The 22,927-nt window shown below is 35.7% G+C and carries 18 protein-coding genes and 1 other annotated feature; of the genes, 8 read left to right on the top strand and 10 right to left on the bottom strand.

All coding sequences use genetic code 11. The features are described from left to right. Positions 1–29: 29 nt before the first annotated feature. Positions 30–1,214: a thiolase family protein gene (locus tag D9V42_RS08165; protein WP_107530679.1), complete on the top strand. Its 1,185-nt coding sequence runs from the start codon at positions 30–32 to the stop codon at positions 1,212–1,214. A gap of 97 nt (positions 1,215–1,311) precedes the next feature. Here the strand turns inward: D9V42_RS08165 and D9V42_RS08160 are convergent, their stop codons facing one another. The 10 genes from D9V42_RS08160 to D9V42_RS08115 all read right to left on the bottom strand — a co-directional run bounded on the left by D9V42_RS08160 (position 1,312) and on the right by D9V42_RS08115 (position 13,415). After that, positions 1,312–1,776: a DUF4188 domain-containing protein gene (locus D9V42_RS08160; RefSeq protein ID WP_107554650.1), complete on the bottom strand. Its 465-nt coding sequence runs from the start codon at positions 1,774–1,776 to the stop codon at positions 1,312–1,314. Then, a complete protein-coding gene (locus D9V42_RS08155; protein ID WP_122064357.1) occupies positions 1,763–2,239 on the bottom strand; it encodes a DUF3021 domain-containing protein in 477 nt (158 codons plus the stop codon). The genes D9V42_RS08160 and D9V42_RS08155 overlap by 14 nt, the downstream gene beginning before the upstream one ends. Further along, positions 2,236–2,676 carry a LytTR family DNA-binding domain-containing protein gene (locus D9V42_RS08150; RefSeq protein WP_107554652.1) on the bottom strand — a complete coding sequence of 147 codons (441 nt, stop codon included), beginning with the start codon at positions 2,674–2,676 and terminating at the stop codon, positions 2,236–2,238. The genes D9V42_RS08155 and D9V42_RS08150 overlap by 4 nt, the downstream gene beginning before the upstream one ends. Before the next feature lie 183 nt (positions 2,677–2,859). Continuing rightward, positions 2,860–3,927 (bottom strand): WD40/YVTN/BNR-like repeat-containing protein, encoded by a 1,068-nt coding sequence (locus tag D9V42_RS08145; protein ID WP_122064355.1) that lies wholly within the window; start codon positions 3,925–3,927, stop codon positions 2,860–2,862. Between the two features lie 132 nt (positions 3,928–4,059). Then, positions 4,060–5,916 (bottom strand): diflavin oxidoreductase, encoded by a 1,857-nt coding sequence (locus tag D9V42_RS08140; protein WP_167456096.1) that lies wholly within the window; start codon positions 5,914–5,916, stop codon positions 4,060–4,062. 423 nt (positions 5,917–6,339) lie between these two features. Then, positions 6,340–7,080 (bottom strand): cyclase family protein, encoded by a 741-nt coding sequence (locus D9V42_RS08135; protein WP_107554655.1) that lies wholly within the window; start codon positions 7,078–7,080, stop codon positions 6,340–6,342. Between the two features lie 24 nt (positions 7,081–7,104). Next, positions 7,105–9,351 carry a 5-methyltetrahydropteroyltriglutamate--homocysteine S-methyltransferase gene (metE, locus tag D9V42_RS08130; RefSeq protein WP_122064353.1) on the bottom strand — a complete coding sequence of 749 codons (2,247 nt, stop codon included), beginning with the start codon at positions 9,349–9,351 and terminating at the stop codon, positions 7,105–7,107. Beyond that, complete coding sequence (locus D9V42_RS08125; RefSeq protein ID WP_122064351.1) at positions 9,345–11,186, bottom strand: bifunctional homocysteine S-methyltransferase/methylenetetrahydrofolate reductase; 1,842 nt, start codon at positions 11,184–11,186, stop codon at positions 9,345–9,347. Before D9V42_RS08125 ends, metE begins: the two co-directional genes overlap by 7 nt. Next, positions 11,140–12,315 (bottom strand): cystathionine beta-lyase MetC, encoded by a 1,176-nt coding sequence (metC, locus tag D9V42_RS08120; RefSeq protein WP_122064349.1) that lies wholly within the window; start codon positions 12,313–12,315, stop codon positions 11,140–11,142. Before metC ends, D9V42_RS08125 begins: the two co-directional genes overlap by 47 nt. Next, positions 12,312–13,415, bottom strand: a complete 1,104-nt coding sequence (locus tag D9V42_RS08115; protein ID WP_122064347.1) for a PLP-dependent transferase — start codon at positions 13,413–13,415, stop codon at positions 12,312–12,314. The genes metC and D9V42_RS08115 overlap by 4 nt, the downstream gene beginning before the upstream one ends. Before the next feature lie 63 nt (positions 13,416–13,478). Beyond that, positions 13,479–13,850 (bottom strand) — a binding site (T-box leader). A gap of 185 nt (positions 13,851–14,035) precedes the next feature. On the opposite strand from D9V42_RS08115, the gene D9V42_RS08110 reads away from it, so the two are divergent. From D9V42_RS08110 to D9V42_RS08080, 7 genes are all read left to right on the top strand, one after another. After that, the gene (locus D9V42_RS08110) at positions 14,036–14,881 is read left to right on the top strand and encodes a ParB/RepB/Spo0J family partition protein (protein WP_107554660.1); all 846 of its coding nucleotides are present in this window, start codon (positions 14,036–14,038) and stop codon (positions 14,879–14,881) included. Between the two features lie 420 nt (positions 14,882–15,301). Next, on the top strand, positions 15,302–16,447 hold the full coding sequence (locus D9V42_RS08105; protein ID WP_122064345.1) for a globin domain-containing protein: 1,146 nt from the start codon (positions 15,302–15,304) through the stop codon (positions 16,445–16,447). 406 nt (positions 16,448–16,853) lie between these two features. Beyond that, positions 16,854–17,582, top strand: coding sequence for a phosphoadenylyl-sulfate reductase (locus D9V42_RS08100; protein ID WP_107530335.1), 729 nt, complete (start codon positions 16,854–16,856; stop codon positions 17,580–17,582). A 187-nt stretch (positions 17,583–17,769) separates the two neighbouring features. Beyond that, positions 17,770–19,596: an assimilatory sulfite reductase (NADPH) flavoprotein subunit gene (locus D9V42_RS08095; protein WP_107554662.1), complete on the top strand. Its 1,827-nt coding sequence runs from the start codon at positions 17,770–17,772 to the stop codon at positions 19,594–19,596. 15 nt (positions 19,597–19,611) lie between these two features. After that, the gene (locus D9V42_RS08090; RefSeq protein WP_122064343.1) at positions 19,612–21,321 is read left to right on the top strand and encodes an NADPH-dependent assimilatory sulfite reductase hemoprotein subunit; all 1,710 of its coding nucleotides are present in this window, start codon (positions 19,612–19,614) and stop codon (positions 21,319–21,321) included. Between the two features lie 22 nt (positions 21,322–21,343). Then, on the top strand, positions 21,344–22,117 hold the full coding sequence (cobA, locus tag D9V42_RS08085; RefSeq protein ID WP_107530328.1) for a uroporphyrinogen-III C-methyltransferase: 774 nt from the start codon (positions 21,344–21,346) through the stop codon (positions 22,115–22,117). Between the two features lie 45 nt (positions 22,118–22,162). Continuing rightward, positions 22,163–22,903 carry a sirohydrochlorin chelatase gene (locus D9V42_RS08080; RefSeq protein WP_122064341.1) on the top strand — a complete coding sequence of 247 codons (741 nt, stop codon included), beginning with the start codon at positions 22,163–22,165 and terminating at the stop codon, positions 22,901–22,903. The last annotated feature ends 24 nt before the right edge of the window (positions 22,904–22,927 follow it).

The following is a 22,927-nucleotide window of genomic DNA, read 5'->3' as shown; positions in this document are numbered from 1 at the left end:
TTAATCAGGATAAGAAAGGGTGAACTTAAATGCGAGATGCATATATTGTTGCTTATGGACGTTCAGCAGCTGGTAAAGCAAAAAATGGTGCAATGGCTCATGAAAGACCAGATGAGGTTGCCGCTAAAGTATTAAAAGGTGTATTAGAAAGAGTTGGAGGTTCATTTGAGCCAAGCATGGTAGAAGATGTGATTGTCGGCAATTCATTCCCAGAAGGCTTACAAGGTCAGAATATTGCAAGAACGATTGCATTACTTGCAGGTATGCCTAATGAAGTTCCAGGTCAAACGGTGAATCGCTATTGTTCTTCAGGACTTCAAACGATTGCCCATGCGGCAAATCAAATTATTGCTGACCAAGCAGATGTCCTTGTCGCTGGTGGTATTGAGCTGATGAGTGCAGTGCCAATGGGTGGTAATGAACCGACGAATAATCCAATACTTCAAGATGAAGATTCTGGTGTTTCTTATCCTATGGGATTGACTGCAGAAATGGTTGCTGAAACATATCATGTTTCAAGAGAGGACCAAGATGCATATGCTGTGCAAAGTCATCAACGAGCAGCAGCAGCGCAGCAATCAGGCAAATTTGAAGATGAAATTATTCCTATAGAGGTTAATAAGGTGACTTATGATCAAAATGGTCCGGTTATTAGCAAAGAAGTGTTTAAAGATGACGAATTGATTAGACCCGACACAAATAAAGAAGCACTTGCTAAGCTACGCACGGTGTTTAAGGCTGACGGCACAGTGACTGCAGGGCAATCTGCACCATTAACAGATGGTTCTGGATTTGTAGTTGTCATGTCTGGAGAAAAAGTTAAGGAATTAGGTGTTAAACCCATTGCACGCTTTGTAGGATTCAAAGCGGTTGGTGTAGATCCTAAATTAATGGGTATTGGACCAGCTTACGCAATTCCTGAAGTGTTAAAACAAGCTGACTTAGATGTGAGCGATATAGATTTAGTAGAATTAAATGAAGCTTTTGCCTCTCAAACTTTAGCGTCTATGAGAGAAGTGGGATTAGATACTGAGAAGACGAATGTTAATGGTGGAGCAATTGCATTAGGACATCCACTAGGAGCGACCGGTGCCATGCTGGTAGGGAGATTGTTATCAGAAATGAAGAAAAGACCAGATACAAAATACGGCATGGTAACGATGTGTATAGGCGTCGGCATGGGCGCTGCAGGCATCTTCGAATATATTAGGTAATATATAAACAATATAATAAATAATGGCCGGGACATCAATGATCGTGTCTCGGCCATTACTATTTGCATTCATTTACTGTTAAAACACTGGTGTAAAGTCATCCTTGAGAGCGTAGTCTTTGTTTTGCAGATTGTGTTTTTTTGTTTACTACTTGATTATCACGTGCCTTACCTAGTCCAAAGTCTGGCATGTTGATATAAATATTTTCATATTGTTTTGATTCTGAATTATAAGTTTCATGATAGAAACCGACAGCGTCATTCTGCGTTAATGCTTTTGAAAATCTACGCCATGCTTTTAAGTGTTTTGGCATTTTTGAATAAAATAAAAGGTGTTCATTCGACTCCCAATATTGTACTACCATCACCCCACGGTATTTAAAAAACATTTCATAAGATAGACATCCAAGAGATTTGTTTTTTAATAACTCATTGAGCATAGGTGGCATAGCTAAAAGAACGGGTAACCATTTATGGATTTTATACCATTTGTTCACATGAAGACCAATTAAGAATAGCGTAATAGGTTCACTTGGTAACACAGTATATCTACCTTTGTTCATTTTTATCATTCCTTCTGTGAGAAAGCATAGCGTTAATCTCATTGATATCATCCTGATTGCGTTTCGTTTCTATGATCCAAATAATAAAATAGATAACTGTATAGATAATGATGAAAAACAAAACTGCTGATAATTTAAGTGGAAACCATCCGGCTAGTATAGCTAAAGGCAACATAATGATAAACATAAGACTAAAATGAAGTGATGTTTTAAATAAGAGTGATTTTCTAGAACTTGAAAATATGAGTTCACCAAAACTGAAACTAACGCCGATTAAGGCCCAGATAATAACTGAAATAAGCATAATTTGTAATTCGTTTAAATGTTCAAAATAAAAGCGCCCCATGGTTGATACAGGTGAGACAGGATGAAAAGCTGTTCGAGCAAAAATAGATGAAAAGATTAGAGCAATGATTACACCAATGGCAATACCAATGGTTGCACCACGAAATAAACGTTTCATAGTTTTAAAGCCTCCTTGATTAATGGCAAATATCTCCTTGAAGAGTATGTGAAGTCATTATTCGTAAAACGAATCTCGATTGTGCCATTTTTATTAAGTTTCAAATAATCGATATAGTTAATGTTAATTATTTCAGATTTTGAAATCTGTAAAAATTGCATGTTCATTTGTGATTTCACTTCATATAAACGTTGAGTACTGGTGTATTGATGGTCTGACGTTATAATCGTTAAAACTTTATTCTCAATACGAAAACTAATAATATCTTGATGTTTGATATAGTAAATATCATCTTGATATTTTCCGGGGAATAATTTGTTTTGAGATACTTGTTTCATACAAGCGATAATATCTGGTAGTTGTTCAGTATGTTTGTGACTTTGAATGATAACCTTGCCTTTGGGTAAATTATTATCGTGAATGATTTCTAAATCCATAAATACACACCTCCTATTGGCATAAGTAAACCAAATTTTAACTATGAATACTACATAAATGATATAAGTGGCATGTATTTACAGTTAAGTGGTATATTCACCTGCATGTTGTTTTGATTGCACATAAAAATAACCTTAGCGTTTGGCTAGCAACCAAAGCTAAGGTTATGCGTTTAACAATTTCTAATTTAAAGTAATAAATTGATGTGCGTGTTGAGACGTGAGTGATTCTGGCCATGTTATATCAAATGCTGTCCAATTGATACCACCATCATCTGAATAATAGACCCCATTATTATTGGCAATATAAAACGTACCATCTCGTTCGGTGATAGATGAAATCAATGTACCATTTGGGGAAGGTAGCCCTGTAGTTACTTCAGTCCACTCACTGTCTTGTGCTTTATTAATAGTGTAAATGGTGGAAAAGGTGTTGTCTCCATAGTTATGTGCGTTATATGGGGAGTTTGAAGTAGCGATGACAATATTATCTGGATTTTGAGAATTTATCGCTAAACCATAGCCATATCTGTGCTCGATTCCTTCAATCAATGTTGTCCAAGTCTTACCATAATCATCACTTTCAATAAATGTATCACGTCCACCATTTAAGAAAGCATCACCTAATACTCCGTACAATCTATTCGGATAGTCTGGATGGCTCTTTAAGACATGAATATCAATGGGTGTATCTTGGGTTTGTGGTGCTGTCCAGTGTTGACCTGAATCTGTAGATTGGATAAAACCACCAGCTTCAATTGTAAGGTTAATGACATTTGGTGATTTGGTATTTGTATCAAACCATTTCACATGATGTGTATGTGGTCTAGGTGGAAAGAACCAGTGTTCTTTACCAGCAATATGACTAAAGTCAGTCAGTAATTCGAATGAATCCCCCTGATCATTTGAGATGAATAAAGCACTAGGTTCAGTACCTACGAGCACAGAACTATGATGATTGCCTGTATCTATAACTGTAACTGCAGTGATAGCAGTCATGTGAATATCATCATGTTTGAAGGGACTATTGTATGTGAAACGTGTCCCAATAGGGAACCAATTTTGCCCTTTGTCCACACTTTTCCATAAACCACGATCAAAAGTGCCGCAATAAAGAGTGTTTTTATCGTTAGGATCTTGAGCTATTGAAATGACATTCATACCTTCCAATTTTCTTTCAAGTTGAATAGCATCATAATCTTTATTTATCAGTATTAATGCATTGTCATAAGTGATTGCGAATTGTGTCATATAATAACCACCTTTTGAATTTTGAGTCTCATTTCATCGCGAATTCAGATTACGTTTATCGGTGTATGCATAGCACTTTTATAGTTAATGATAATTAAAACATGATTGAAGTTAAGTTATTGGTTTAACCGATTAATATACGTCACGTTGGTAACGTTGATGTTTTATCATTTCTGTCAAATAGTCCTCAGCATCTGATTGATTGCAATTACCTTCTCTTTTAAGAACGTTAATCAGTGATTGATGGACGCCACTTGCCATCTCGTCTTTATTACCACAAAGATAAATAATAGCGCCTTGAGTAATCCATTGATAAATTTCAGCACTATTTTCCTCAATGCGATGTTGAACATAAATTTTATTTTCTGTCTCTCTTGAAAAAGCTAAATCTAATTTACTTAATATCCCTTCATTCAGCCAGCTCTCTAAATCACTTTGATAGAGGAAATCGTGGTGATAATTTTGATTTCCGAAGATGAGCCATTGTGCTCCTTTTAGACCTAAGTGAGCTCGCTCTTGAAGGTAAGCGCGATATGGCGCTATTCCAGTTCCAGCTCCGATCATAATCACTGGTGTATCGGCTTCATAAGGAAATTTGAAATTTGGATTCTTTTTAAGGTATACAGGTAATTTCTCTCCTATAGGCGTCCGTTCTGCTAGTTGTACAGAACAAACACCAAAACGCTCACGACGATGTGCTTCGTACTTAACAACACGAACTGTAATATCGACACTGGAAGGGTTAACCTGATTACTACTCGCTATAGAATACTCCCTTGGTGGTAATTTTCTTAATAGTTGTGGCAGCATTTGAGGTTCTAAGGATATGGGTGTGAAGTCTTGAATTAAATCAATCACATCTCTGCCATCTATATAATTCTGAATCCATTCTGATTTTTGAACATTTGCATTTAACATTGGGTTGCCAAATAATTCTGCCGCGTTGTGCAAGAGCCCGGGGGTTAATTTAGAAATTTCAAAATCATATAACAATACATCTTTAAGTGAGCGTGGCGTCTCATTGTCGCTAAGTTGCACATTAGTATCGGCTTCCCAACCCAATGCTGAGATTAAACTTGAAACCAATGTTAAGTCATTGTGTGGTATAACGACCAAGCTATCTCCAGGTTCGTATGTCTCAGAGTAGCCTTCAAGTGATAATTCCAAGTGACGTACTTCACGAGAAGCTTCTGGTTGTGTGAGTACTTTATTTGTTAAAACTTCTGCTTCAAAAGGGTTTGATCTAGAAAATGGCACTTCAGGTTCATCTATAGTAACAGTTTCATCATCTTCATCAATCGTAGCCATATTCGATGATGTTTGAGAAAGTAATTCAAGCATATTTGAAATCCATTGCTCGGCAGTTTCTTCAAAGTCAAAATCACAATCTACGCGGTCAGCGATTCTATTTGCACCAAGTTCATCTAGAATATGATCGAAGTCTTTGCCGGCTTGACAAAAGTCTGGAAAGTCTTGGTCACCAAGTGCTAATACTGCAAAGTTGACAGTGTCTAGCTGTGGCGCCTCATCGCTATGAAGGTAGTCATATAAATCTAAAGCATTAATAGGGGGTTCACCCACACCTTGTGTTGAACAAATGATAAAGAGATGTTCAACTTCGGTTAATGTTTCTTTAGGGAAATCATCCATATCCCATAAATGTGCATTAAAATTATGTTCTTTCAACTTACCTTCAAATGTTTCGGCAATTTCTTCAGCGTTACCTGTTTCTGTACCATATAATATATTAACATCAATAGGTTCCGTTGAATTTACTACAGATGTCGTATCATTTACTTCATCCTCTGTATTGTCTGTTGTGTTTGGTTCTTGTGCTGCTGAAGTGTCGTCTTCAGGCTCTGACGTATTTGGATTGATAAGATAACCACTTAACCAATGTTGCTGTTCTGTCGAAAGCATTGGTAGTAGTTGATTGATGAGCGCCAATTGCTCCTTGTTAAAAGGGGTGTTGGTTTGATTAAGTTGCAAAAAAGTCACCTCTATTTATGGTATTTATATAGAAAATAGGTGAAAAGCACCCAAAATAAACTATATTGAATTTTCTTGAATTATAACATTGATTTAATGATTTTAAATGATATGGATTATCATTTATGTAAAATCAAACTAATGACCTATAAGTTTTGTACTATGAAATAAATAAAGAAGAGCCAGAAACCTGATTGTGCCAAAAAGATTTTTGACCCACAAACAGGTAAATATAACTAGGAATACAAATACTTGATTTAAAATATTTACTAAGCTGAAATGATACATAATGATTATGAAAACCAATACGGATAATCTCTTGAGTTAATGAATCATTCATTGCGTGTTGATATATTAATAAAGGCCCGAGACATATATGCCCCGGACCCTGTATGTGAGTGGTACTAATCTTATGTTTTAAGTTTAAGGTTTTATCGCGAATGCTCGAACAGGGAACCCTGGTGCATCTTTTGGTTTGGGACTAATAGCATAAATGATTGCCCCTCGACTAGGTAACTGATCTAAATTGGTTAGTAGCTCAACTTGGTAAGTGTCTTGACCTAATACGTAACGCTCACCTACGATGTCACCGTTTTTTGCAATATCTACCGAAGCATCTGTATCGAAAGTTTCATGACCAACAGCTTTAACTTTACGTTCTTCAAGTAAATACTTCAAAGCGTCTAGCCCCCAACCTGGTAAATGTTGGTTGCCATCGGAGTCTTTATTTTCAAAGGCTTCGATATTTGGCCAACGTTTTGACCAATCACTGCGAAAGGCCACAAATGTCTCAGGTTCAATTGTGCCGTGCTCAGCTTCCCATTGTTCAATGTGACTACGCGTTAAAATAAAATCTGCATCTTGCGCTACATCTTGTGAAAAATCTAAAACTACAAGTGGTAGGGCCAATTCTTTTAAAGTTAATTCATGCAAATAACGTGTATTTTCTACAAAGTGAATAGGAGCGTCAATATGTGTGCCATACTGACTTACAATATTCCAGTTTTGAACATAAAAGCCATCATCTGAAACATTGAAAAGTGTTGAGACTTTGGCACGTTCAAATTCACTGAAACAAGGAATAGTTTCATCAAAGGTGTGGGTCAAGTCGACCCACGTTGATGATTTTAATTGTTCTAATTGCTTCCATAAAGGATAACTCATTGGTATCACCTACAAGATTGGTAATTAAACAGTTGCAGTATTTGTTGATTTACGTAATTTATCAACGGAATTTACTAACACGCTAAGTGCTTCTTTAACTTCATCTTCTTTACGTGTTTTCAAACCACAGTCAGGGTTTACCCAGAACAGTGAACGATCAATTTCTTGTAAAGCACGGTTAATTGCTTCTGTAATTTCTGATTCAGTTGGAATACGTGGACTATGAATATCATATACGCCTAAACCGATACCTAAATCGTATGTGATGTCTTCAAAGTCTTGAATTAAATCACCATGACTACGTGATGTTTCAATGGAAATCACATCTGCGTCTAAGTCGTAAATTGCATGAATGATTTGACCAAACTGAGAATAACACATATGTGTATGAATTTGTGTCTCATCAGCGACTGAAGATGTTGACAGTTTGAATGAACGAACTGCTTTATCTAAATAGTCTGCATGATACTCTGAACGAAGCGGCAAGCCTTCTCTTAAAGCGGGTTCATCAACTTGGATGATTTGAATACCTTCATTCTCAAGCGCTAATACTTCTTCATTAATTGCTAATGCGATTTGATCTTGAACTTCTTCACGTGGCAAATCAACACGTTCAAATGACCAGTTTAAAATAGTGACAGGGCCAGTTAACATACCTTTAACTGGTTTGTCTGTTAAACTTTGCGCATATAGTGTTTCTTTGACCGTAAGTGGTTCTGTCCATTTTACGTCTCCATAAATAACTGGTGGCTTAACCGCACGTGAACCGTATGATTGTACCCAACCGTATTTCGTTACTAAGAAACCTTGTAGTTTTTCACCAAAGAATTCTACCATATCATTACGTTCAAATTCACCATGTACAAGTACATCTAGACCAATGTCTTCTTGAATTTTAATCCAACGAGCAATCTCATTTTTTAAGAAATCTTTATATGCTGCATCTGTGATACGACTGTTTTTCCAATCTGCGCGATACTTACGAACCTCTTGGGATTGTGGGAAAGAACCAATAGTCGTTGTTGGTAAATCTGGTAAATTTAGTCGTGCGTCTTGAGCTTTTTTACGCTCTTTAAAAGCAGATTGTCTTGAAGTACGTACACTATCGAAATCGTATTCAAGATTTTTAAATGATTGGTTTTGGAAACGTTCATAACGTGCCTTCAACTCATTATATTTTGAATCATCGCTATCATTGAATAAGCGTCTGAGTGCATCTAATTCATCTAATTTTTCGGTAGCGAAGCTCAAACCTTCAGCAATTGAAGTATCTAGTGTTTCATCATCCAGTGACACAGGAACGTGTAATAGTGAAGATGAAGGTTGGATGACAAGGTCGTTTGAATATGTTTGTAGCGTTTCAATTAGTTCTTTTTTAGCTTCGATATCAGCAGCCCAAACGTTACGGCCATCGATAATGCCTGCGTAAAGTGTTTTAGAGTTGTCTAAATCTCCTGCTTCAATTTGTTGTAGATTAAATCCATTGTCATGTACGAAATCTAAACCTAATCCTTTAACAGGGAGACCGTTTAAGAATTTTAAGTTAACACGTTCGAAATAAGTTTGTATTACTAAGTGTTCACCTAAACCAGTATCAGCGAAATAATCATATGCGGCTTGTGTGATAGTTTCATATTCCGAGCTATCGTCAGTAACTAATGCAGGCTCATCTATTTGAATATATTCAGCACCAGCGTCCACTAACGATTGTAGAACTTCTTTATATAATGGTAAAAGTGTATTTACTTTTTCTTCAAATGACTGCGTGCCACCTTTAGATAATTTAACAAATGTAATTGGTCCTACAATAACTGGGTGCGCAGTTACATTAAGTGATTGTGCATAGTTAAAACGATCAAGTAACACGTTTTTATTTAATTTAGGTTCAGCATGATCCCATTCTGGAACGATATAGTGATAGTTTGTGTTGAACCATTTGATTAATGCACTCGCAACATGTTCTTTATTACCTCTGGCAATATCGAATAATAAATCATCATCTACGTCTTTACCTTGAAAGCGTTCAGGGATGATATTAAAGAGTAACGATGTATCAAGAATATGGTCATATAGTGAGAAATCTCCAACTGGAATACTAGATAAATTGTAATTTTTTTGGAGTAATAAGTTCTCTTTGTGTAAATCTGTTAATTGTTGGTGAAGCGTTTCTAAATCATATTTATTTGACCAGTATCCTTCGATTGCTTTCTTCCATTCTCTTTTTCTACCTAACCTTGGAAAACCTAAATTTGATGTTTTAATTGTCATAATATTGCCTCCTGTTTAGTTGAAGTAATTGTTTTTGAATAGTTTGCAAGTTCTAATGTGTAATCGACTTTTTGGAATGGTGTAATTAAATACAAGCCATTGAAATACTCGTGTACCGTGTCAATCAAATCCTTTGAAAGTTTCAGACTTAAAGCCTTTGTTTTGGCTTTATCATCTTTGACTGCTTCAAATTGTTCTAATATGTCTTCTGATAATTTAATGCCAGGTACTTCGTTGTGTAAGAATAATGCGTTGTTATAACTTGTAACAGGCATTATACCTATAAAGAAAGGGACGTCTAAGTGCTTCGTCGCTTCATAAACTTCTTTGATTTTTTCTTTGCTATAGACTGGCTGTGTTATAAAGTAGTGCATGCCACTCTCTAACTTTTTCTCTAAGCGTCTAACTGCACCGTCTAACTTTCTTACGTTTGGATCAAAAGCACCTGCGATGTTGAAGTTTGTCTTTGTCTTCAGCGCATCACCATCAGTGTTAATACCTTGATTAAAACGTAAGGCAATTTCGGTTAGCCCTTTAGAATTCACATCATAGACATTGGTTGCCCCTGGTAAATGGCCAATCTTTGAAGGGTCACCAGTAATGGTTAAAATTTCGTTGATATCTAGTAATGACAATCCTAATAGATGTGACTGCAATCCGATGAGATTGCGGTCACGACAAGTGATATGCACCAATGGTTCGATATCATAACGCTGTTTAATAATGCTTGCAGCAGCAACATTGCTAATGCGTACCGTTGCCAACGAATTATCAGCTAAAGTGACGGCGTCAATCTTTGCATCATCAAGTTTTTTGATATTTCTGAAAAATGTTTCTGTGTCAAGGTGCTTCGGCGTATCCAACTCCACGATGATGGTAGGGCGATTTTCAACTTTTGACTTAAGGTTTTGTTTTTTAGGTTCTTTTTCTGTGTTATTGATATATTTTGTAATCGGTATAACATCTTTTTTAGTAACAGGGTTTAAACCAGCTACGGATGATTTAATATATTGAATATGTTCAGGTGTTGTGCCACAACAACCACCAATGAGTCTGACACCTTCATTAATCAATTGTTCTGCCACCTTGCCGAAATAAGATGCATTATCACTATATTTAAATTGGCTATTTTCAATATCTAGCAAGCTTGCATTTGGGTAGCAAGATAAATATGCACCTTCTGGTAATTCGATGTGTGAAAAGGATTGCTGCATATGATGTGGTCCATGGTGACAGTTTAATCCGACAATATCTGCACCACTTGCAGTTACTTGGTGTAGTGCGTGATTGATTTCAGTACCATCTCTTAAATAATTTGTATTTAAGGCAGTCAATTGAGCGATAATTGGAATATCGTATTTACGTTTTGTAGCTTCAATAATATTGGTGAGTTCTTGCAAATCATAATAGGTTTCAAAGAGAATGCCATCTACACCTGCATTAACTAGGGTTTCTACTTGGATTTCAGTGTGATATTGAATAGAAGATAACTCTAAGTCTTCTTGTTTAATACCTCTAAAACCACCTACAGTCCCCAAGATAAAAGTATCGTCATTTGCTGCTTTTTTGGCAATTTGTACTGCTGCTTGGTGAATGTCTTTCACTCTATGTTCTAAACCAAAAACTTTTAATTTTTCAAAATTTGCGCCATACGTATTGGTTTGAATAATATCTGCACCAGCTTCAATATAGGTGCGGTGAATGCGTTCAACTTTGTCGGGATGATTTAAGTTATATGCTTCAGGGCAAGTGTCAAGACCTTCAGAGTAAAGGATTGTCCCGATAGCGCCATCAGCTACTAATATGTTGGATTTTAGTTTGTCGAGTAGTTGACTCATTGAAAGCCTCCTTAAATGCGTAATTTAAATCTGAAATCAATTCGTCGGCTGATTCTAATCCGACACTCAATCTAAACAACCCAAACGTGATATTACGTTCTTCGCGTACTGCTTTAGGTACAGCTGCATGTGACATCGTAGCTGGATGAGAAAGGATTGTTTCAACGCCCCCTAAACTTACTGAAACTAAGGGTAATGATAAGGCATCGACAAATGCTTGTGCTTTTGTCTCATCTTTCAATCTAAAACCTAATACAGCGCCACCATGACGGGATTGAGACAAGTGTAGATCGCTATTTCCTGGGTAATAGACTTCTGAGATTTCCTCACATTGTGCTAAGAAGTCATAGATTTGTTTGGTATTTTCAACAGATTGTTGAAAGCGTACAGGTAAAGTTTTTAAATGTTTAGCCAATGTCCAACTATCTTGTGCAGATAACGCATTACCAGTGCCATTTTGCAATAAGTAAAGTGCATCAGCGAGTGCTTGATTGCTGGTAACTGCTACGCCAGCAATAATATCACTGTGGCCGCCTAGGAATTTAGTGGCACTATGTACAACAACATCTGCACCGAGTGCTAATGGTGATTGTCCAAGTGGCGTCATAAAGGTATTGTCTACAGCGAGTAAGAGATTGTTGTCTCTGGCGATATCTGCTGCGCCTCGAATATCTGTAATTTTAAATAACGGATTCGATGGTGTTTCAATATATATTAATTGCGTATTGTCTTGAATCGCATTTTCAATTTCTTTTAAGTGAGTTGTATCTACAGTTGAAAATTCAATGTTAAAACGTGTTAATATTTGCTCAGTCAATCTAAATGTACCACCATATACATCATCCGGTAGAATGACATGATCACCAGCGTTTAATGTGAGTAACACTGCTGAAATTGCTGCAATACCAGATGCGTATGCAAAGGCGTGACTACCACCTTCCAGCTTAGCTAGCTTTTCTTCTAAAAGGGCGCGGTTTGGATTGCCACTTCTAGCATAGTCATATTGTGCGTCGCCACCTAGAACTTGTTGATGAAATGTTGAAGAATCGTATAAAGGAGGATTTGCTGAATTATAATCAATCCCTCTATGTGCATCGAATATTACTTCTGTTTCTTTTGATAAACTCATAAAATCACTCCTTGTTTAGATTTTTCTAATGCTTGAATAATATCTTGTTCGATATCTTCATAGTTCTCAATGCCAATGGATAATCTTAATAGATATTCGTCTATACCGCGCTTATCTTTTTCTTCATCTGGCATATCCACATGTGTTTGCGTATATGGGAAAGTAATAAATGTTTCAGTACCACCTAAGCTTTCAGCGAAAATACAAACCTCTAAGTGTTCTAAAAATTTATCAGCTATATAATCTTTATTCAGTCTTAAACTCAACATACCAGTACGTCCACTGTAGAGTACTTGGTCAATGGCTTCTAACTGATTACATCGTTCGGCAAGTAATTTAGCATTATATTCAGAACGATCCATTCTTAAATGTAGCGTTTTTAACCCACGCTGTAATAGATAACTATCGAAAGGTGATAGCGTTGCGCCTATCATGTTGTGTAATTGTCCTAGTTGTTCCGCAAGTTGTTCATCTTTTACAGTTACGACGCCTGCGAGTACATCGTTATGGCCTCCGATATATTTTGTTGCCGAATGTAAAACAATATCTGCACCTTCTTCAAGTGGTGTTGAAAGATATGGTGTTAAAAACGTGTTATCTATGATAGATAGTAGATTGAATTTTTTACTTAAAATGTAATATGGGTCAATATCAACTTCTATCATTTGCGGATTAGAAATCGGTTCGATAAAAAGTGCTTTTGTGTTTTCTGTAATACTTTGCTCTACTTCTTCATAATTTAGAAAGTCAACATATTTGAAATGTATACCGTATTGCTGCTCATAAAAATCAAAAAGTCTAAAAGTACCACCATATAAGTCGAAAGAAACTAAAATTTCATCGCCAGATTTGAATAAGTTACAAATTAATTGTATGGCAGACATACCACTGGATGTTGCAAATGAAGCAGTACCTCTTTCAAGTTTTGCAAATGCTTCTTCAAATGCGGAACGTGTAGGATTTTTAGTTCTTGTATAGTCATATCCTGTTGACGCCCCGAGCTTGGGGTGTTGATAGGCTGTAGATAAGTATATTGGATTGGCGATTGCACCTGTATGATCTTGAGAAAGTGCAATCTGTGCGAATTCAGTATTTTTCATAATTGTTAACCTCCTTGTTAAAATAAAAAAAGCTTCCGTCCTTTAAACCCGAATCATTCGGATGTAAAGGACGAAAGCTTAGCTCGCGGTACCACCTTTGTTTGCTACTTTATCACTAAAGTAACCTTATCCAGTACGCCAAATTGTTGAATGATTGGCGTTGTCTGAATCATGACATCGTACTTTCAATAAAAACCCATCTTATGTTGGAATAAAATGAGTATTAACGAAATATACGACGTGTGGAAAAATCCAGTACGCCATTTAACAAAATGTTAATACTGTATCGCTATAACGGGCGATCCCGTTGATACCTCATATTGGCATCAACACTCAAAGGCCATTTTCAAACTTTCTTTCCGTGTCTTCTTTCAGCGTATCAAAGACTCTCTGTGTCAGTAGTGTAAGTTTTACTTTCCTTGTTACTGTGTGTGAAATATGTCATTTACGAATTTGATATACCCAAGATTACACATTAAAATTACATTTGTCAACAACTTTTCTGAAAATTTAGATTAAAATAAATATTGCTGTCTGTATTTTATGGTGTTGTAGTGATGATATAATTAGTGTATGAGCACATGAATCATTTTTTTGATGATGACAAAGGAAGTAGGTGTTTGAAAATCGAAAATGAACAAGACCAAAGGCTAACTTTAGAAGCAGATGCCCAAGTTCAAAATATAAAAATTCAAGATATTAAAGCTAATCCATATCAACCGCGTAAAACATTTGACGAGGAACGTTTAAAAGATCTTGCTGAATCCATTAAATTACATGGTATCCTTCAACCAATCGTGTTAAGAAAAACAATTGCCGGTTATCATATTGTTGTAGGTGAAAGACGTTTCAGAGCTGCTAGTATTGCGGGTTTAAAAGAAGTTCCTGCAATCGTAAAATCACTAACAGACGAAGATATGATGGAACTAGCTATTATAGAAAATTTACAGCGTGAAGATTTAAATGCAATTGAAGAAGCAGAAAGTTACCGTAAACTAATGGATGATTTAAACCTAACACAACAAGCCGTTGCACAGCGTCTAAGTAAATCAAGACCTTATATCGCAAATATGTTGCGCTTGTTACACTTGCCTAAATCAGTTTCTAATATGGTGAAAAATGGTTCGCTATCTGGTGCACATGGACGCACTTTATTGATTGTCAAAGATACTCAAAAAATGCAACGAATTGCTAAGAAAGCTCACCAAGAGTCTTGGAGTGTAAGAGAGTTAGAGGAATATGTAACTACACATTTCAGCGACAAAAAAGAGCAAGAAACTGAAAGCTCGAAGGCTACTAAACCAAAATTTATTCGCCAACAAGAGCGACAACTAAAAGAGCAGTACGGGTCAAATGTAGCGATATCTACAAACAAGACTAAAGGTCAAATTACTTTTGAATTTAAATCTGAAGCAGAATTTAAACGTTTAATACATCAATTGAATGACAAATACAATAATGACTAATGATTATACCAGATATGCAGAGTATAAATATTGAATTTGCCCTTAGGACCTGAGGTGGAAATCATGTTAGAAGTATATGGTTTCTGTCCTTTTCCATTTTCAGAAACACAATTTTAAACATGACATTTATAGATAATATGATGATTATGAGTTGCCAGTTAGTTTTCATTAATTTCATCAACTATACCCTTTAAAATTATAAGCTTAATTGGATTTAGGATTATTAAAATTTCATATTGTGTTAATAAAAAATAATTAAATATTATAATCGTTTTCATTTTGATAAATTAATTAAAAATAAAAAATTTACAGATTTATGAATATAGCATGTGATGATTCTGTGAATTTAATTTTATAATATTGAAGAGTCATTTAACGTTAGATAATAATGGGAATATAAAACTAAATAGGAGGGGTCAAATGTTAAACGAGACAGAAATTCAAACAATCAAGGAAACCGTGCCATTACTTAAAGAAAAAGGGCAAGATATTACTGCAGTTTTTTATAAAAGATTATTTGAGGAACACCCAGAATTGAAAAATGTATTTAATCAAACGAATCAAAAAAGAGGACTACAATCTTCAGCTTTAGCAATGGCTGTAGTTGCTGCAGCAGACAACATTGAAGATTTAACGCCAATTGTTCCAGCAATTATGCCAGTCGTGTATAAACATTGTGCATTACAAGTTAAACCTGAACATTATCCAATTGTCGGTGAAAATTTAATTTGGGCTATTGAAGAAGTAACTGGATTGAAAGATGAAGATCCAATTATTCAAGCATGGGTGAAAGCATATGATGAAATTGCTGATGCATTTATTGGTTTAGAAAAAGAAGTATATAACCAAATGACATGGGAAGGTTTTAAACCGTTTGAAGTTACACAAATTACGAAAGAAACAGAGTTAATTAAATCATTTACTGTTAAATCTGACGACATAGATTTGAGCCAATTTATACCTGGACAGTACATCACTGTAGATATTTCTAGCGATAAATTACCATATCAAGCTAAAAGACATTATTCTATCGTTGATGGTGACACTAATTTCTTAACTTTTGGTGTGAGAAGAGATGTGACTGAAACACATGAAGGTGAAGTATCAACGATTTTACACGATGAAGTGGCTGTTGGAGATACATTAACTTTATCTGCCCCTGTTGGTGGTTTTAGATTAGAAAATAAATCAAATAAGCAACTGTTTTTAGGTTCTGGTGTAGGAGTTACACCACTTGTTTCCATGTATGATGAAGCAGTTAAAGCTGGGACGCCTGCAATATTTTTACAATCAACATCAAATGTAGAAAATGTCGCTTTTGAAGAAAAATTAAATCAAATTACTGAGGAATCAGAAAATGCTTCTTTTGTTAAGCATTTCCGTGATAGTGATGGCTTTATTGAGACAGAACAATTGAGTCAGTATGTAGACGAAAATACTGAGGTATACGTATGTGGAGGTAATTCATTCTTGAAAGCGATGATCGCTGAATTACAGTCGCTGAATATTTCGATGGATCATGTTCATTTTGAAACATTTATACCGAGACTAAGCTTTTCGGTCTAACAAGTTTGTATATAAAATAAAAAAATTACTAAATACCAACAAACATTTAAACGTTTGTTGGTATTTTTTGCTTTTAAATTAGAATTATTATAAAAATTTAAAAATTTTTCAAAAAATATAGAAATGCTATAAAAACGCATATTTGAGCGATATTGTAATCATTAGATTATTATAATTGTTTTTTTAAAATGATTATTAAAAAACGTTTTAAATAAGCGTTTGTAGCGCTTTCATTGAATGAAATTAGCAGAAGTTTAACAATTTTAATTATTAAAAGGTGAACTTGACATAAAAAAATTCAGTGAGTAAAGTGTTTAACATAATTATTTTCGAATAATTCTAAAAAAATAAATATAACGTGAACTTTTAATCAAAGCACATTAAAAGAAAAGGGGATGACCCATTCATGTCAGAAGCAAAAATTACGTATGAGAACTTTAAGCCAAACGCTTTTGATACATTAGATATCACAGATGAAACAAAAGGCGCTCGTGAAGTAATTTCATGGGCATACGAAACATATGGCGATTCTATTATATATTCATGTAGCTTTGGTGCTGAAGGTATGATTTTAATTGATCTAATTTACAGCGTAAAAAAAGATGCTGAAATTGTATTCTTAGATACAAACCTTCATTTCCAAGAAACATATGATTTAATAGACCGTGTGAAAGCACGTTATCCAGAATTGAATATAAAACTTAAACAGCCAGACCTTACTTTAGAAGAACAGGCTGATCAATTTAATCCAGCACTCTGGAAGAACGATCCAAATCAATGTTGTTACATTCGTAAAATTAAACCACTAGAAGAAGTGTTGTCTGGTGCGACAGCTTGGGTTTCAGGATTAAGAAGAGAGCAATCACCAAGTCGTCAGTCTACTAATTTTATTAATAAGGATGAGCGATTTAAGTCTGTTAAAGTGTGTCCACTGATCCATTGGACATGGGATGATGTATGGGCATATATCAAAAAATATGATTTACATTATAACGAATTACATGATTTTAATTATCCGAGTATTGGTTGTATCCCGTGTACAGCAGCGGTTTCAGGCTCAGGAGATTCAAGAGCAGGTAGATGGAGTAATTCGACTAAAACAGAATGTGGACTTCATACCACAAATAAACCATAACTTAAATTAGAAAAATTTTTACCCCAATACCTTAGTATTCGTATCGGGTATGTAATGAATTGAGTCATTGAGTATTGTGCCATTTTAAAATATTTCCTGATTAATTAATATTTGTATATTAATTAAAAATAATGGGGAGAATTTAAAAATGCATAAGTTTTAAAAATAAAATTGAGGTGAACGCATTGTGAATTTATCAGTATCAAATAGCCCTTTTGACGCCGAACAGGCAGCGCAATTAAATCAAATTTTTCAAACATTAACAACAGAACAACAAATTTGGCTAAGTGGCTATCTCACGGCACAGCAAGCAACACAAGAATCAGCTTCCGAAGTGCCACAACAAGTAGCAGCATATGTATTGAATTCTGAATTAGAAACGGAAATAAATAACCGTCACATCACAGTCGTTTATGGTTCTGAAACAGGAAATGCACAGAGTTTGGCTGAAATATTTGCCGATCGACTTGTTGAACAAAATCATACCGTGAAATTAACAGCGATGGATGAATTTAAACCAAAAGAATTGAAAAAAGTAGAGGATCTATTTGTCATTACTGCAACGCATGGTGAAGGTGATCCTCCTGATAATGCACTTACATTCCATGAATTTATACATAGTCGTAAGGCACCGAAATTAGAAAATGTAAGGTACTCAGTATTAGCTTTAGGTGACGAATCGTATGAATATTTCTGCCAAACTGGTAAAGATTTTGATGCGAGGTTACGAGAGTTGGGCGCTGAACAATTAGCTGAAAGACAAGATTGTGATTTAGATTTTGATGAATTAGCAGAAAAATGGATGAGCACGAATATTGAAATAATCAACCAATCTTCTGGTAACGAACCAACAGTAACATCCACTGAAACTGTGCAATCAGCAAAAGAAAAACGTTATACCAAATCGAATCCATATCAAGCAGAAGTGCTAGAAAACATTAATCTCAATGGTAGAGGATCTAACAAAGAAGTTAGACACATTGAGTTGTTGTTAGACAATTATGGAGAATCATTTGAACCTGGAGACTGCGTCGTAGTCTTACCTCAAAACGATCCAGAAATAGTGTCATCATTAATCGAGACATTAGACTGGGATAAAGAGACAGAAGTAAATATTAATGACGATGGTGATACATTAACTTTAGAAAAAGCATTAACAGAACACTTTGAAGTTACAAAATTAACGAAGCCATTATTACAAAAAGCAGCTGAGTTATTTGGTAATACCGAATTACTTGCACATATAGAAGATGCTGAGTGGATACAACAATACATTGATGGCCGTGATGTTATCGACCTATTAAATGCATTCCCAGCAGCAAATTTAAGTCCTGACAACTTATATAAATTTTTAAGAAAATTACCACCAAGAGAATATTCTATAGCAAGTAGTTACGAAGCAACACCTGATGAGGTTCATATAACTGTTGGCGCAGTTAGGTATGAAGCACATGAACGCGCTCGTAATGGCGTGTGTTCTGTACAATTAGCTGAACGCGTACAACCGGGAGATACCATTCCAATATATTTAAAGAAAAATCCAAATTTCAAATTCCCATTTGATGAAACAACACCTGTAATCATGATTGGTCCTGGTACAGGCGTAGCGCCATTTAGATCATATTTACAAGAGCGTGAAGAATTGGGATTATCTGGAAATACATGGCTATTCTTTGGTGAACAATATTTCACAACCGACTTTTTATATCAAACGGAATGGCAAGCATGGTTAAAAGACGAAACATTATCCAAATTAGATGTGGCATTTTCACGTGATACTGATGAAAAAGTCTATGTTCAACACCGCATTGCAGAAAAAAGTGAAGCGTTTTACCAATGGTTGATAGATGGCGCTGCCTTATATGTTTGTGGTGACGAAAAAAATATGGCAAAAGATGTACATGAAACCATACGTTATGTTTTAGAACAAGAAGGTGGCATGTCTGAAACAGATGCAGAAGCGTATCTTACTCAAATGAAAAAAGACAAACGTTATCAAAGAGATGTTTATTAAGAGAGGGATGATGATATGGCTGAAACAAAAGTGAATTTTTCAGACAAACTCGATGAAATGGAACGTATTAAAACAGACAGTGATTATCTTCGTGGCTCGATTGTCGAAGGTTTAGCAGATAGAGTGACAGGTGCAATCGCTGAAGAAGACACGAAACTATTAAAATTCCATGGTAGTTACATGCAAGACGATAGAGATATTCGTGACGAACGTAGAAAACAAAAGTTAGAACCTGCTTATAGTTTTATGATTAGAGTGCGTGCGCCAGGCGGTGCTTCGACAGCAGATCAATGGATTGCGATGGATGATATCGCAAACACATATGCGAATAACACAATAAAATTAACAACAAGACAAGCATTTCAATTTCATGGCATCTTAAAACATAACTTAAAACAAACGATGCAAGATATTAATCAATCGTTACTAGATACACTCGCAGCATGTGGAGACGTGAATCGTAACGTGATGTGCAACCCTAATCCTTACCAATCTGATGTGCATAGTGAAGTTAATCAAATCGCAAGCGATATTAGCCGACACCTTTCACCTAAGACACAGGCGTATCATGAGATTTGGTTAGATGGTGAAAAAGTATTGGATACAAGTGATGAAGAGCCAGAGCCAATCTACGGTAAAACATATCTTCCACGTAAATTTAAGATTGGTATCGCGGTACCACCATCAAATGATATAGATGTGTACTCTCAAGATATTGGCTTGATTGCCATTTTAGAAAACGATGAACTTGTTGGATTCAATATCACTGTAGGCGGTGGTATGGGCATGAAACATGGTGATACAGCCACATATCCACAAGTTGGACGTCTTATTGGATATTTCCCGAAAGAAGAAGTCGTAGATGTCTGTGAAAAAATATTAACCGTTCAAAGAGATTATGGTAATCGTGAAGTACGTACGAATGCCCGCTTTAAATATACGGTAGATAGACTTGGTGTTGATTGGATTAAGAATGAAATCAATAACCGTTTAGGCTGGAAATTAGAAGAGCCACGTCCATATCACTTTGATGACAATGGTGATCGCTATGGTTGGACAGAAGGTAGTGGCCAATGGCACTATACATTATTTGTTCAAAATGGACGCGTCAAAGACACTGAAGAATATAAATTAAAAACTGCATTAAGAAACATAGCAGAAATTCATACAGGTGATTTTAGGTTAACGCCTAACCAGAACTTAGTCATTGCTAATGTGTCTGCAGATAAAAAACCAGAAATCGAAAAAATTATCGCTGAGTATGGCATTACAGATGGTGAAAATTATACAGGTTTGAGACGAAATTCTATGGCTTGTGTGGCATTCCCAACATGTGGTCTAGCCATGGCAGAATCAGAAAGATATCTACCTTCACTCATTAGTAAAATTGAAAACTTACTTGATGAAGCGGGATTAAACGAAGAAGAAATTACGATTAGAATGACTGGATGTCCAAATGGTTGTGCGAGACCAGCATTAGCAGAAATTGCTTTTATTGGTAAAGGTCCAGGCAAATATAATATGTATTTGGGTGGCGGATTTACAGGCGATAGATTAAATAAAATCTACAAAGAAAATATTGGTGAAGCCGAAATATTAGAAAGTTTAAAACCAATACTAATCCAATATGCAAAAGAAAGAACTGAAGGAGAGCATTTCGGAGATTTCGTTGTACGTGCAGGAATTGTTGAAGAAGTAAGAGATGGACAGACGTTCCATAGTTAAAATTTGAGAAAGTGGTGACAGGATGGGCAAAGTATTTTTAGTAGGCGCAGGGCCTGGAGATCCTGATCTGATTACAGTCAAAGGATTAAAAGCAATTGAACAAGCAGATGTAATCTTGTATGACCGATTAGTGAATAAAGAATTGTTAAATCATGCATCACCCACAGCAAAATTTATGTACTGTGGTAAAGATCCTAATCGCCATTCGTTGCCACAAGAAGACACGAATAAATTACTCGTGAATTTAGCCAAAAAAGGACAAGTAGTAACAAGGTTAAAAGGTGGCGATCCTTTTATCTTTGGTAGAGGTGGAGAAGAAGCGGAAATATTAGCTGAGCACCATGTTCCATTTGAAATTGTCCCTGGCATAACTTCTGGCGTAGCGGCACCAGCATACGCAGGTATTCCAGTAACACATCGTGACTATAGTTCATCCGTAGCATTTGTTACAGGTGTTATTAATAAAAATATAGATAAAGATAGTTATTGGAAGCACCTTGCGCTAGGGCCAGAAACACTATGTATTTATATGGGTGTTAAAAAATTACCTGAAATTAGTGAGTTGTTAATCAAACATGGCCGTGCTGCTGATACCCCTGTTGCTCTAGTACGTTTAGGAACGTCAGAATTTCAAAAAACTGTGGTAGGGACGTTATCAAATATTGTCGAAGTTGCAAAAGACATTGAAAACCCTGCAATGATTGTTGTCGGAGAAGTAGTTAAATTAAGAGAGCGTATTAGCTGGTTTGAAGAGATGCCAGTTGAATCAGCAGTAGCAAAACTAACATATCAATAACCTAACACCAGTGTTATTGAGCGTGCTAGAAACGGAGGGGTAAGTATGCGAGGCGTCTTATATGTAAGTCACGGTAGTAGAGTACCCGATGCTGTCAATGAAGCTAAAGCATTTATTGATTTAGTAAAAGAACAAGTTGATGTGGCCCTGCAAGAGACCTGTTTTTTAGAATTAACAAGCCCAGACTTATCACAAGGATTTCAACGCTTAGTTGATAAGGGTGCAACTGAAATTTCGGTGATACCTGTATTGTTATTAAGCGCTGGTCACTATTTCAAGGACATTCCATCAGAAATTGAACGTAATCAACAAAAACACCCAAACGTCCATGTTACTTATGGTGAACCTTTAGGCGTGCAACCAAGATTGACTGAAATTTTAAAACAGAGGATTGAAGCATCGGGTGTTACGCCAAAAGCCGATGCCAAAGTGCTCATCATTGGTAGAGGTAGTTATAACCCACAAACTCAAATAGATGTAGAGACAATTAAGTCCCAATTGCGAGAGCAAACTGGATTTAGTGATATCGAAACCTGTTATTTAGCAGCTTGTAAGCCTTCCTTTGAAGAAGCTTTACATAATGCTGTTCATTCAGAATGTTCACAAATCTATATTGTGCCTTATATATGGTTTACAGGCATACTAGATCAACAGATTTCTAAGAAAGTTGTTGAATATGGAAATGCTAAAGAGATTATACTCTGTAAACGATTAGGTAATCATAAACATTTGCAAGATGCGTTAAAAGAACGTGTTGAAGAGACTTTTGAATATGTGACTCAGTAATTCAATCTAAGAAGGAAGTGATGT

It is taken from the genome of Staphylococcus pseudoxylosus (assembly GCF_003697915.1).
GTDB lineage: Bacteria > Bacillota > Bacilli > Staphylococcales > Staphylococcaceae > Staphylococcus > Staphylococcus pseudoxylosus.
This window is presented reverse-complemented; position numbering and strand designations above follow the sequence as displayed.